Below are 13787 nucleotides of genomic sequence, written 5' to 3'. Positions count from 1 at the left end.
GTTTAATTGGAGTAATTCTATCGTCAGCAACAGCGGGTTTAATTATATTTATCATTGTAAAAATAATATTAAAAATTAATCAAATATTTTAGAAAGGTGGTGATTAATATGGATACTACAACAATTATTATAGTTGCTAATTTATGTATTAATGGGGGTTATGTTTTAATTAAATTAGGAAAAGCATTTATTGCTTTTGGCAAATCTTTAACAGACCCTAATAAAAAAGAAATTAAAAAACAAAATAAAATTAATAAATTACAAAATAAATTAAATTCTATTAATAAACAACCAGAAGTAAAAAGTATTTATTAAAAAAACAGAGGCTTTTATCGAGTTAATATAAAAATATTGAGGCTTTTATGTAATCTGTGTATCTTTGTTTTACAAAGTACTAGTTTAGATTAATTCTATCTTCAAATTTTATCATAAAATGAGCAATTGCTGTATTTCAATTTTGAATGAGGCTTTTATGTAATCTGTGTATCTTTGTTTTACAAAGTACTAGTTTAGATTAATTCTATCTTCAAATTTTATCATAAAATGAGCAATTGCTGTATTTCAATTTTGAATGGGCATTGTTCATTTTTTTGTTATATTTTCAATTGCTAAATAAAATATTTTAAAAACTGCCATATCATTAGGAAAAACTTTTTTATTTCTGATAACTTTTCGTAATTGACTATTTACAGATTCAATAGCATTTGTTGTATAAATAACTCTTTTGATTTCTGTAGGATAACTAATAAAAACCATTAAATTATCTCAATTTTTATATCAAGATTTAGCAATTTGAGGATATTGTTTATTTCACTTATTTTCAAAGGATTCTAAAGCCTGCATTGCTTGTTCTTCACTACATGCAGTATAAATTGGTTTTAAATCTGCAACTAGAGATTTTCTATGCTTATATGAGACATATTTCAAACTATTTCTAATTTGATGAACTATGCATAATTGATGTTCTGTTTTAAGATAAACTGATTGTATTGCTTCTGACATGCCTGTTAAATTATCACTGCAGGCAATAAGAATATCATTTAAGCCACGATTTTTCATTTCTGTTAAATTTGCTAATCAAAATTTAGCACCTTCATTTTCACTAATTCATAAACCTAAAACATCTTTTTTACCTTCTAAATCAACTCCTAAAGCTATATAAACTGATTTATTAATAATCCTTTTATCTTGTCGTACTTTCACTACTATGCAATCAAAATAAACAATCGGATAGACACTTTCTAATGGTCGATTTTGCCATGCTTTTACATCATCAATAACATCATCAGTAATTTGACTAATAACACTTTCACTAATATCAGCACCATGATATAACTCTTGTAATTGCATTCTAATATCTGATAATGTCATACCTTTTGCATATAAAGAAAGAACTTGTTGATCAAAACCATCAAATCTTCTTTGTCTTTTTGCAACTATTATAGGATTAAAATTACTATTGCGATCTCGTGGTACATCAATCTCAATTTTACCTTGTTGAGTTATTATTTTTTTTGAACTTATACCATTACGAGCATTGTCACTATTACTATGTTGATTCTTTTCATATCCCAAATAATTTTGCATCTCAGAATTCAACATTTTTTCTACTAATCTTTTTGTTAATTCTTTATACAATCCTCCCTCTTTAAAAACTGTTGTTAAATCTTCAGTATTTTCTAATAATAAATCTACTGCTTTTGATATTGGATCATTATTATTAATATTTTGCTTTTTAGCCATCTGTAACTCACTCTTTCTAGAAAATTAATTATATTTACTAGAATTAATTAAACATAGTTATTTTTGTAAGTTACACAGATTACTAAACATTACCAAAAAACACCTTAATTGGTGTTTTATTTTTGTTTAATATACGCGTGTGCATAATCATTACAATTATTATCTTGGCAATTATCTAAATGATAATTAATTTTTCCTAATTGCCTTGAACCAATCATATTAAATGTTTCTTTATTATCATTGTCTATATATCAATCTTTTTTTGGTCTCATTATTTACTCCTTATATTAAATAAGTATAATATAACATAATTATAAACTCATATGATTATAATCTCAATTTAATGAAGTATTATCATAATTTAATGGTACTTCATGTAAATCACTACCATATTGACTACTTGTTTCACTATTAATTGTAAATCTATTATCATTAATTAATCTTGTAACTTCATTTGTAAATGCTGTTTCTTGCATTTCTTCAATATGATTTGTAGTTTCCATAGGTAGTAAATTATGAATAATTTCAGAAGCACCAGCAATTATTGTAGGTAATGCATAAGCATTATTAAAATCGTTATTAATACCCATTGCTACACCACTATTAATCAAACATCCACCAGTTGCCATATTACAAATTTTTCTTATTGCTTCAAATTTATTAGGTATTAACTCAGTAATTCCTGCAATTAAATTTGCTATACCATAGCTATTTAAACTAATAAATGTATCTCAATCCATTAAATGATTAGAAGAGTTAATAAGATTACTAAATAATAAATCTGGTGGAAATGGGTTTACTGTTGTAGTTGTTGTGGGACTTTCTGTTGGATTAGGATTAATATCTGCATTAGTAAATTTACTATAATTAACTAATCCAATTGTTCCTAATCCTAATAATATTTTTTTAGAACTATTAAGTAATCGAGAATTTGTGCTTGGCGTTTGGTTAAGATTTCATATATCAATTCCTAGTTTCTTGCTAAATAATAAAGCATTTATACTAGCTAGTATTGAATTATTAATTACTTGACCATAATAAGCACTTGTTCCAATCATTGCTGATAAGGGGCTTATTCCAGTTCTAATTAATTTGGTTAAAGTATAATTTGATTGTGAGTTTTCTGTATTTGGCATTTTATTCTCCTTTTATAAATTTAAATTGCATATTTCCAATAGTATCTCTATTATTACCAACTATAATTAAATATCCAGTTTGATTATTTTCTAATATTCATGAATAAAAAATATCTTGTGGATATAATTTTGGATATAAATTTAATCCTAATAAATAACATAAAGCATCTTCTTTATTTTTTAATAAATTTACTGTTGGACATTTTATTTCTTTTGGACTTTTTTCATTATAAAATCATTCAGTTCTAATATTTCTCATTATTTCACATCCTTTTATGAACTGATCAGCACCGTAATAAACGGTGGACTATAGAATTATAATGTTATCCAAATTTTAATAATTCTATAGTTTCGTTCTGTATAAAATAAAATTTAGGACTTACATTGACATATTTAAATAAAATAAAAAAAGGAACGGGTAAAGGGTTATATGTCAAATGCCTAAATATTAATTATTTTTATTTTTTATTTAATTCTTCATTTTCATATTGAATAAAACAGATTTCATGCATATATCACTTTACTTTTTTGAAGCAAAAAATTTTTTTATAATTTTTTATTCAATTACCATCCATTATTGATTTTTTACAATAATCACATTTATAAATTATCATTATCAAATTCTCCATTTTCAATTAATTCCTTTAAAATAAATAAAGTTACATCAGTTCTACGTTCTGGTTCTAATTTAATTAAATTATTAATATGATTAATTATTTTTTCTTTATTAATACAATTTTTATGTCTTGATTTATTAATTTCATCAACTTTAATTCTATGCCCTAAACAATAGGCTCTACCATTTTCATCAATAGATTCATTAGCTTTAATTTGACATTGTATTAATTTTTCATTTTAAGTTTCAGTTCACATACATATCATGATAAATTTACCTTTCATTAAACTTCAAAATTTTCTATTATTTCTTCTTCCTTTTCTAAGGACATATTCCGTAATTAAATTTAATTAATTGTCAATAAAATTGTTTTAAAACTATTTAGTGTTATTGAATATAGAAATAAATATTTTTTGAAAAAATAGTTTAAAAAATGAGTTTACATTTTAAACAAAAAATTGTTAATAATATTTTTATATTAACTCGATAAAAATTTAAATTTTAAAAAAATATTTTTAATATTTTTTTTATTTTAATGGTTTTATTTTATTAAAAATTTCACAAAGTAAGTTAAATCTTAAGTACATAAGTCTAAATTTAGATTTTCTACATTTATTTACTAAAATTTTGAATCTTTTCAATCAAGCAAAGACATGTTCAACTTTAATTCTAATTTTAGATACAATCTTATTGTATTTTCTTTCTTGTTTAGTTAATTTTTTATTTTTAGTTCTTTTAATTGGTATTATTGTATTTTTATAAATATTTTGTATACCTTGATATCCTAAATCACCAATAATTATTGTTTTTTCTGAAAATTCAAGATTTGAATTTTTTAATATTTGAAAATCATGCACTTTACCATTATCAGCAAAAATATCAACAATTTTTTTATTAAAAAAATCATATACAATTTGAAATTTTATAGAATACATTCAACTTTTACCAGAAAAATATTCTAACTGTAGTTTTTTTTAGTTGGTCTTTCAATTTCAATCTCAGTTGAATCAATTAAATAAAATTGAAATTCATTTGAATTTTCTTGTTTTTTATCAATTTTTAATTTATATCTTTCTTTTAAAAATTGGTAATCTTTGTGGTTACTAAGTTTATTTTCTACTCAAGTAATATTTCGAAAACAACTTGATGGGCTCATTTTAGATTTAATACTCATTTGAAAAAAAGTATAATATTCTTTTCAGTATAATAAAGTCATCATTAATCTTTCTTCTACTGAAAGTTTATTTTTTCGACCTTTATTTTTTTCTAATTTTTCTATTTCAATTAATTTTTCTAACATTTCATTAAAATGAAAACGTTTTATACCAAAATATCTATAAAATTCTTCATTTTTTAATTTTTTTAAATTTTCAAAAATCATTTTTATCAACACTTTTCTAAATTTATTGTTAATAACAAAATTATAAAATAAATTTTAAAATTATTAATTGACTTTTAAAAAATTTAATTACGGAATATGTCTTAATTCTTTTAATTTAGATAAAGTAGAATTTATATCATTATTATCAATTTCATGATTTGAATTAATAATTTTTACTTCTTCACCAGTATTATCTTTATAAGCAATTGTTTCTTCATCAATTACTACACCTTGGTCTAATTGAAGTGCTAAATTAATATCATCTTGATTATTTAATACTATAATTGGTGTTTTATTAATTTCGCGAATTAATGCTTTAACTACTGTTTTTAAAGCCATTTGGTCAAAAGCAGAAGTTCATATATGATTTAATTTTCATTCTTGATTTTTTTTATTATAAGTTTTGCCATATTTATCTCTATGTTGATTTATTTCTTCAACAGTCATTCCTTTATAAAAATTATTAATTTTACCATTTTTATCTAAAAGTGAAATATAACAATAATAACCAATAGTATTAATAGTTTTTCTTTCAAAAATTAATGCTGGATTAATTTCTCATTTATTATTTTCTTGATTAAATTTATGTGCAGTTGTTATTTTTTCTCTTTGAAAATCAATTACTAATCCAGTTCTTTGTAATAATGTTAATCAACCATCTTCTTGAATTTGTACTTGTAATTCATCACCATAAGGAATTAATGCTAATTCTTTTTTAATAGGATTAATAGAAAGATTTAACTTATATAAATTTATTAAAGCATTAATTAAACTTTGAGTATTCATATTTTTTAAATCTTTACTAGAATTTATAATCATTTCATAATAATTTCTAAATTTTATATATTCTTCTTTATTACTTTTAATAAAATTAGGAATTTTTAATTCATTTTTATTATTACTCATTATTTTCTTCTCCTTTTTTATTTAATAATTCTAAAATTTCATCTAATTTTTTATTAATTTTTCCTAAATGTTTTAATAAAATTAAAATTGACTTATCCATGATTATCATCCTTACTTACTATTTCATCAACTATTTTTTCTAAACAATTCATACATCAATTTTTACTTAATCAGATTCTTTTATTACATTTTTTACATTTATTCATATTTATTTATCCTTGTTTTAGTAAACTTAATTCATATTTAATTTGTTTTCTAATTTCAAATTCAATTACTTCATCATGTGCATATTCTAATAATTCATTTAAATATTTAATATTTTCTTTAATTTGTTTTATTTTCATTTTTATTTTCTCCTTTAAAATATTTTGTTTTTGCATTAAATCATTCAATTAATAATTCATTTGTTATTTCAATTTCTATTTCTTCTTGACTATTTTTATTAGTTAAATAAACATAAGTTTTATTACATGGACTTATACCATTAGCAAGTAACATACAATAATAAGCAGTTAATTGTAATTTAATTCTTTTGAATTTATCTTCATCAATACAAGCATATGTTTTATAATCAACTAAATAATATTTATTTTCTTTTTTATCTAAATAAACTAAATCTGGTGTTCCTGCAACTAAAGTATCAGTAATAGGTTTTTCAATAATAAATTCATAATTATTTTTATCTTTAAATTTTTCTTTTAAAAAAATAAGTGATTTTTTACAATAAGAATAATTTATATTATTAGTTACTGGTTTTAATTTTTTTAATAAATTATTAATAATATTTTCTTGATTAATATTTTGTAAATATAATTCATTAAGTTTATGAACTCATTTACCACGAACTGAAGCATTTTTTAATACTTCTGCTGAGATATGACTATATCCAAAACCTAAATAATTATCAATAATTCTAGAAACTGAAATTAATTCTTTATCTTCTAAAAAATATTGATGTGTTTCTTTTTTAAAAATTAATTTACTCATATTTATTTCTACCTATTAATATTCAAAAACATTTATTACATAATCTATTACCAAAAGAAGATTGTTTTCTACAATTATCACAAGAACCATTCATTCTATATTCTCTATATTCCATAAATATTTTTACCTTTCATTAATTAAGTTTTTTATTTAATTCCTTATTATTTAAATTTATGTCTAATTCCATTACTAATATTTCATATTTTTCAATATAAGCCTCTTTGATTAAATGATGTTTATAATTTCTATGAAAGTTATTAGCATTTTCAACTGTAGAAAAGGCTTTATATTTTATTTGAGAAGTATAATTAACTTCATATTTTAATAAGTAAACATATTTCATATTTATTTTTTCTCCTTTATTTTATTTATTGTGTTATGATATTGTTAATGAGGTATGTATTTATATATAAAACCCCCTATTTTTTTAAATAATACAAATGTAATTATTAATTAGATTAATGGGGTATTTACTGAGCCATAATAAGGCTATTCAAATTAATCTATAATTACATTAAGCGATATACTGTTATTTTCTAATTTGCTTAACATTAGAATCCTTTTATACTGATAGAAAGATAGGCCTATAGCCAACAGTTATTTTTTTTCTTTCCGACAGGGTATTAAGTTTTAATCTTTTAACAAAAAAAGAACGATAGTTATATCGTTCTTTGTTATCCAATTATTAATCTAAGGGTTAAAGTGATGCGCCCAATAAACTTATCAAAAACTTTTAAGTTATGGTATTGTTAGAAGTTGATATGGAAGAACATCATATATTAGACTTCTTGCAAAACCTATCTATTAAAAATTTAATTTTTAAAATAAAATTAAAAATAAAAAAGATAGGTAATCTATGATGTTTGATAAATTAAAAACTATTAACAATCCAGAATTATTAAGATTAACTGGTATAAATGATATTATTTTTAATAAAATTCTAGAAATTTTAAAGACAGAAGAAGTAAAAAAGTTTAAAAATGGTGGTACACCTAATAAATTATCATTAGAAAATCGTTTATTAATGACTTTAGAATATTGAAGAGAGTATCGAACTTATTTTCATATTGCTAAAAGTTATGGAATTAGTGAAAGTAGTTGCTATAGGAATATCAAGTGAATAGAAAATACTTTAATAAAACATCCTGATTTTCAACAACTTGATGGGCAAAAATCACTGTTAAATAATAATTTTAAAGATAAAACAGTTATCATTGATGTGACTGAAAGTACTATTCAACGCCCAAAAAAAGTCAAAAACAATATTATTCAGGAAAAAAGAAAAAACATACAATAAAAACTCAAGTCATAATTGAAAAAGATAGTAAAAAAAATATAAGTTCTTATTTTTCTTATGGTAAAAATCATGATTTTAAAATTTTAAAAAATTCAAAAACGAAATTTTTATCAGAAACAACTATTTTAGTAGATTTAGGATATCAAGGTATACAAAACATACATAAAAATGTCTTATTACCTAAACGAAAATCAAAGAAAAACCCTTTAACTAAAGAAGAAAAGAAAAATAATAAGGCTATTTCAAAAATGAGAGTTGTTATTGAACATGTTTTTGCGATTCTTAAAAAATTTAAAATTATTAGTGAAAAATATCGAAATAGAAGAAAAAAATTTGCATTAAGATTTAATTTAATAGCTTCAATTTATAATTTACAATTATTAATTTAAATATATTTGATAATTTAATATTTTATTTTTTTATTTGAAATAATAATTTTTGTTGTATTTTAATGACAAAAAATAAAACATATTTTGAACAATAATTTTTAAAAAATATTAAAAGTGTTATTAAAATAAATTTTTAAACTTAAAAAATGTGATTAATATCATAGTTTTGCAAGAAGTCTATTGATTTATTTCCAGAAGCTTTTGGTCGTTGAATAATGACTCCTGAACAAAATCGTGATCTTGGATGAGAAAAATTAGATAAATTTTTTCGAATAGATTTACTTAAATTATTATAATAACAAAAAATATATCTTTATAATCATAATAAGGACAAAATAAACTTTGTCCTTATTATTAATTTTGTTTATTAATTAAAAATTGTAAATAAAGTTATTAATTGTTCATTATGTTATGAAAATTAATGTTGTTTAATGCAATGTTAACATATGTCATACGACCAAATGAAGAATTTAAAAAACAATACCATTGAAAGTAAATATTATCATTATCATGCCAAAGATCTAAGTTAAGAGCAATTTCTGTTCCTCATTCTCCACCATCTTTAGTATTAATATAAGCAATAAAAAGAACATTAGCATTACCGGCTTTTTTATATTGTTCAATTTTTGCAGTATTAGTTGCTAGTGTTGGACTACTTTCAATTCCTGTTGAAGTTGATACTTTGAAATATGAATTAATAAAAGAAAAAGTTGGATACATATTAGTGAAGGTATTTCATTCTCTCGCGTAATTGCTTCACTTAAGAATATTATAAACATTAGAATTATCAGTAGCGATTGATGTTCCATTATGTCAATCTGAAAAAGAATAATTTATTTTATCATTAATAATATTATTAGTGTTTTTTCAATTATTATAATAAATAGCCACTAGATTATTACTTTTATCAAAAATTCAATTTAATGAATAGTTTTTAGTAGTTAATGTTAGTGGTGATTTATTCAAAAAATTATAAACATTTTGATTATCAATAATTAAATTAATAATGTTACTAGTTAATTGATTGTTAATTTGCCCTTTTAAACTAGTTTGATTAATAAAATACACTGCTAAGTTATTAGCTATTGTCTTACTAATTTTATTATCATGTGTTGCTTTAGCAATATAATATAAACCTAGTGTTTCATTTAGATTATTGCTATGTTCAACTTTATCAGCACCTGCTTGATTAGAAATATCAATATGTTTTTCAATATCACCTTGTTGAATATATTTTCAATTATTATAACCAGTAAAGTATGAATCAGAATATTCACTTTTACTATATGGATTATAATCATCTTTAATAATAGTTACTTTTTTGTGGGTGTTCATTTCTTGTTTTGTATTTTCAATATTTACTTTATCTTTATCAGGAATATTTATATTAGGGTTATAAACTAGGTTACCATAGTTATCTACTAAAAAAGTATTCCTTGCTTTAGGAAAAGTGTATTTTGCTAAAGATAATGTATCATAACTATAAAATTTATGATCTGTTATTGATTCATTAGTAATTCACTCACTATTGCTTAAATAGTTAAATTGGTTATTGAATGAAGTATTATTTTCTTCTAATTGATTTATTAGTACAGTATTTTCAATATTTTTATTATTAATATTGTTTCCTAAAAAAGTTAAAGGTGGTATCACACTTAAAAAAATTAAATATTTATTCATAATTTTATACCTCTATTTTTTAAATAATTATTTAAAAAATTAATAATTATATATTTTATAACACTTTAGTCATTAAAAAGTGTTAATTTAATTATAAACATTTTATTTGAAATTAGCAAAAACTAAAAAACTTAAATAAATAATGTGTATTAAATGTACTTTACAATATGTTTCAATATTAATAATTTGCATATTAAATAAGTTCTTTTTTAAGTTATAATATTTATTTATAACCCAATGAAAAAAAATAATAATTTATTTATTGGAAAAATATTATTATTATGATAATATTCTACAAAAGAATATAAAGTTTTTTAATCCTCTTATTTTAATTTTAAAATAAATGGGTTTTTTATTTTTAGAAAGGAAGAAAAAATAATGGCAGCTGAAACTTATATTAGAAAATTAAAATTATCGCCAACATTTGCATTCACAACACAACAAATCCGTTCATTGACGAAAGAGCAAAGAGAAGCGATTGATAAAAAACAAACACCAGTATTTACAATGGAACAAATAAGAACATTCACACTTGAACAAATGGAACAATTTGCAATTGATCCAAATCTTATTGCTGAAGCGATGAGATTATCAGAAGAAGAAGAACAAGTGGAACTGGCAAAAAAATTATCGTTAGAAAAAGAAAAACAATCTGACATAATAGTAAAAGAATTTAAAGAAACATCAATGCCCTCATCCCAAACATTTAAAGTAGAGACAGAAGTAAAATTAGTTACTGAAGAGGAAATACTAAAACAAGGAGTAAGACCCAAAGGAAGTAAGATTACTCAACATACAAATAATAATCATCAAGAAAAGGTAATAATTTCCGAACCAACCATTTCACCATCTCTTTATGAAAGTAGTTTAGATTTACAAGCAACCAATGAAGATGATGAATTTGGTTTTGTAGTTGTTGATGAACCTTATAAAACATTACCATCAGAAGAAGTATCTGAGAAAGAGCAAGAAGATATTGATAGAGCAATTGCATTAGAGGCTTTATCATTAAAAAGACAAGAAAGAAATAATAAAGCAATTGGTTTATATTTAGAAGAACAAGAAGAACTTGAAAAATCAGCAAAAACACAATCAAATTTAATGCAAGTAATCAAAAAATCTGAAATAGAAGAAATTAAAGTTTTAGAACAACAAAAAATAAATATAATTTTAAATTTCTTAATTAAATTAGTAACTTTTGGAAAAATTAATAAAAATAAGAAAATTGAAATAGAAATTAGTCAAAAATGAAAAAAAATATCAGAATCATGTAGTAAAAAAACAAAAACAAATCCAACATTATTTTCAAAATCATCTGGAAAAGATTTTAATAAACAACAAGTAAACAATGAATCAGCAAACCTACCATTAATAAACTTAAATAAACCAAGAACATCACAAATGTAAAATATTAAGAAAAGAGTTATCTTATTTAAGATGAAATATTATTTTTTTTATCTTGGGGTGACCTTTTCTTTTTTAATTTGTTCAAAGATTCAATTTAGTTAAAATAAAATTATATTTTTTGTCATTATTATTTATACTTTTTTAATTATTTTTAAAAAATTACCTATTTTATTAAGAATATTGTTAATATTATATTAAATAATAACTATTAAAAATTTAAGGAGAAATTATGGAAAATAAAATTAATTTAGATAAATTAACTATTAATTCAATTCGTATGTTAGGAGTACAAGCAGTTAATGCTGCTAAAAGTGGCCATCCTGGTATTGTTTTAGGTGCTTCACCAATGACTTTTTCTTTATTTAAAAATCATTTATCTTTTAATCCAAAAAATCCAAAATGATTTAATCGTGATCGATTTGTTTTATCAGCAGGTCATGGTAGTGCTTTATTATATTCAATATTACATCATGCTGGTTATAAATATACAATCAATGATATAAAACAATTCCGTCAATTAAATAGTAATACACCTGGTCATCCCGAATATCATTTAGACTATGGAGTAGAGACGGCTACTGGACCATTAGGTCAGGGTATCGCTAATGCTGTTGGAATGGCGCTTACTGAGAGTTTTCTTAGTGCTAAATATAATCAAAAAGATCTTAATATTATTGATCATTATACATATGCAATTTGTGGTGATGGTGATTTACAAGAAGGTATTGCACAAGAAGCACTTAGTTTTGCTGGACATTTTAAATTAAATAAACTAATTATTTTATATGATTCAAATGATGTTCAATTAGATTCATCTGTTAAATTAGTATATTCAGAAAATTTAAAAATGCGTCTTCAAGCATTAGAGTGAAATTATTTAAAAGTTGAAGATGGTGAAGATGATAAACTTATTTCTGAAGCTATTAAAAAAGCAAAAGTTAGTGATAAACCAACTTTAATTGAAATTAAAACTATAATTGGTTATGGGGCTAGTAAACAAGGAACACCGAGTGTTCATGGCTCTCCTTTAATGGAAGATATTAAAACAGTTGCTAAAAATTTAAACTGAGAATATCCTGAATTTACTGTTCCAAAAGAAGTAATTACTTACTTCACACAAACAGCACTTAATCATGGTTCTAAAATAGAATTAGTTTGAAATCAAAAAGTTGAAAAATATGCAAAATTATATCCAAAATTGTATAAAGAAATTAAATCAGCATTGAAAAATGAAATTTTTAATGAAGATTATCAATTAAATAAAATTGATTGAACTTCAATTATTGGGGTAAATCCACAAGCAACAAGAGTAGACTCTGGTAATATTTTAAAACTTTTATCAGCTCATTGTCCAACATTAATTGGTGGTAGTGCTGATTTAGCTGGCTCAACTAAAGCATTAGTAACAGACAAAGACTTTCTACCTCTTGATCATTCAGGAAGACATATTCATTATGGAGTAAGAGAATTTGCAATGGGCGCTATTGTTAACGGTATGACGTTACATCAAGGCACAATTCCTTTTGGTTCTACTTTTCTTGTGTTTAGTGATTATCTAAAGCCTGCATTACGATTAGCAGCTTTAATGTCAATTCCATCTTTGTTTATTTTTAGTCATGATAGTATCGCAGTTGGCGAAGATGGTCCTACCCATGAACCAGTTGAACAACTAACAATGTTAAGAACTATTCCTAATTTTAATGTAATTCGCCCCGCTGATACAAAAGAAACAATTGGTGCATATTTAATGGCATTATCTAGTAAAACTAACCCTAGTGCTATTATTATTACTAGACAAAATTTACCACAACTTGCAAATAGTAATATTGAGGCAGTTCAAAAAGGTGCTTATATTATTAGTAAAGAGAATAGTAGTAAAGCTTTAGATTTAATTATTATTGCTACCGGTAGTGAAGTTTCATTAGCTATTGCTAGTCAAGAACAACTATGAAACGATCAAAAACTTAATGTTCGTGTAGTTTCAATGCCTTCTACTTTTATTTTTGATAAACAAGATAAAACATATCAAAATAAAATTTTACCTAATGATATTATAAAAGTTGCTATTGAAATGGGTTCTAAAGATAGTTGATATAAATATGTTGCAGGTAATGGCTTTGTTATTGGCGTAAGTACTTTTGGTATTTCTGCTCCTGATAAGGTAGTACTAGAAAAATATGGCTTTACATCAAATCAAGTGTGTGATAAAATTAATAAGTTTTTAAACAATAAGTAAGGAGAAATT

General features: G+C 22.6%; 16 protein-coding genes. 4 read left to right on the top strand and 12 right to left on the bottom strand.

The window, feature by feature from the left end:
* Nucleotides 1-108 precede the first annotated feature (108 nt).
* A complete protein-coding gene (locus tag AACL24_RS11150) occupies nucleotides 109-315 on the top strand; it encodes a hypothetical protein (RefSeq protein WP_339046290.1) in 207 nt (68 codons plus the stop codon).
* A 189-nt stretch (nucleotides 316-504) separates the two neighbouring features.
* Here AACL24_RS11150 and AACL24_RS11145 read toward each other — a convergent pair whose 3' ends face one another.
* The 11 genes from AACL24_RS11145 to AACL24_RS11095 all read right to left on the bottom strand — a co-directional run bounded on the left by AACL24_RS11145 (nucleotide 505) and on the right by AACL24_RS11095 (nucleotide 7112).
* On the bottom strand, nucleotides 505-1743 hold the full coding sequence (locus tag AACL24_RS11145; protein ID WP_339046650.1) for an IS256 family transposase: 1239 nt from the start codon (nucleotides 1741-1743) through the stop codon (nucleotides 505-507).
* A gap of 116 nt (nucleotides 1744-1859) precedes the next feature.
* A complete protein-coding gene (locus AACL24_RS11140; RefSeq protein WP_339046286.1) occupies nucleotides 1860-2015 on the bottom strand; it encodes a hypothetical protein in 156 nt (51 codons plus the stop codon).
* Between the two features lie 39 nt (nucleotides 2016-2054).
* On the bottom strand, nucleotides 2055-2879 hold the full coding sequence (locus AACL24_RS11135; RefSeq protein ID WP_339046790.1) for a hypothetical protein: 825 nt from the start codon (nucleotides 2877-2879) through the stop codon (nucleotides 2055-2057).
* A 1-nt stretch (nucleotide 2880) separates the two neighbouring features.
* Entirely contained in the window at nucleotides 2881-3138 is a 258-nt protein-coding gene (locus AACL24_RS11130; RefSeq protein ID WP_339046282.1) for a hypothetical protein, read from the bottom strand.
* Between the two features lie 884 nt (nucleotides 3139-4022).
* Nucleotides 4023-4430: a transposase family protein gene (locus AACL24_RS11125; RefSeq protein ID WP_339045908.1), complete on the bottom strand. Its 408-nt coding sequence runs from the start codon at nucleotides 4428-4430 to the stop codon at nucleotides 4023-4025.
* Between the two features lie 23 nt (nucleotides 4431-4453).
* A complete protein-coding gene (locus AACL24_RS11120) occupies nucleotides 4454-4876 on the bottom strand; it encodes a transposase family protein (protein WP_339045912.1) in 423 nt (140 codons plus the stop codon).
* Between the two features lie 87 nt (nucleotides 4877-4963).
* On the bottom strand, nucleotides 4964-5782 hold the full coding sequence (locus tag AACL24_RS11115) for a RecT family recombinase (protein WP_339046789.1): 819 nt from the start codon (nucleotides 5780-5782) through the stop codon (nucleotides 4964-4966).
* A gap of 212 nt (nucleotides 5783-5994) precedes the next feature.
* Nucleotides 5995-6126: a hypothetical protein gene (locus AACL24_RS11110; RefSeq protein ID WP_339046788.1), complete on the bottom strand. Its 132-nt coding sequence runs from the start codon at nucleotides 6124-6126 to the stop codon at nucleotides 5995-5997.
* Nucleotides 6107-6769 (bottom strand): PD-(D/E)XK nuclease family protein, encoded by a 663-nt coding sequence (locus AACL24_RS11105; RefSeq protein ID WP_339046787.1) that lies wholly within the window; start codon nucleotides 6767-6769, stop codon nucleotides 6107-6109. Before AACL24_RS11105 ends, AACL24_RS11110 begins: the two co-directional genes overlap by 20 nt.
* Nucleotides 6762-6884 (bottom strand): hypothetical protein, encoded by a 123-nt coding sequence (locus AACL24_RS11100; RefSeq protein WP_339046272.1) that lies wholly within the window; start codon nucleotides 6882-6884, stop codon nucleotides 6762-6764. The genes AACL24_RS11105 and AACL24_RS11100 overlap by 8 nt, the downstream gene beginning before the upstream one ends.
* Nucleotides 6885-6902: 18 nt before the next feature.
* On the bottom strand, nucleotides 6903-7112 hold the full coding sequence (locus AACL24_RS11095; protein ID WP_286641247.1) for a hypothetical protein: 210 nt from the start codon (nucleotides 7110-7112) through the stop codon (nucleotides 6903-6905).
* 513 nt (nucleotides 7113-7625) lie between these two features.
* Between AACL24_RS11095 and AACL24_RS11090 the strand changes: the two genes are divergently transcribed.
* Nucleotides 7626-8455 (top strand): IS5 family transposase gene (locus AACL24_RS11090; protein ID WP_339046786.1). Its coding sequence is split into 2 segments (ribosomal slippage): nucleotides 7626-8022 and nucleotides 8022-8455, totalling 831 coding nucleotides; the frame shifts between segments, so codons are not numbered across the junction.
* A gap of 393 nt (nucleotides 8456-8848) precedes the next feature.
* Here the strand turns inward: AACL24_RS11090 and AACL24_RS11085 are convergent.
* On the bottom strand, nucleotides 8849-10135 hold the full coding sequence (locus AACL24_RS11085; protein WP_339046785.1) for a hypothetical protein: 1287 nt from the start codon (nucleotides 10133-10135) through the stop codon (nucleotides 8849-8851).
* A gap of 378 nt (nucleotides 10136-10513) precedes the next feature.
* On the opposite strand from AACL24_RS11085, the gene AACL24_RS11080 reads away from it, so the two are divergent.
* Both AACL24_RS11080 and tkt read left to right on the top strand, forming a co-directional pair.
* Nucleotides 10514-11542 (top strand): hypothetical protein, encoded by a 1029-nt coding sequence (locus AACL24_RS11080; protein WP_339046784.1) that lies wholly within the window; start codon nucleotides 10514-10516, stop codon nucleotides 11540-11542.
* A 229-nt stretch (nucleotides 11543-11771) separates the two neighbouring features.
* On the top strand, nucleotides 11772-13778 hold the full coding sequence (gene tkt, locus AACL24_RS11075; protein ID WP_339046783.1) for a transketolase: 2007 nt from the start codon (nucleotides 11772-11774) through the stop codon (nucleotides 13776-13778).
* The last annotated feature ends 9 nt before the right edge of the window (nucleotides 13779-13787 follow it).

The organism is Spiroplasma endosymbiont of Colias croceus (genome assembly GCF_964020095.1).
Taxonomy (GTDB): domain Bacteria; phylum Bacillota_I; class Bacilli_A; order Mycoplasmatales; family VBWQ01; genus Spiroplasma_E.
The sequence above is the reverse complement of the archived record's forward strand: the minus strand, read 5'-3'. Positions and strand labels throughout refer to the sequence as shown.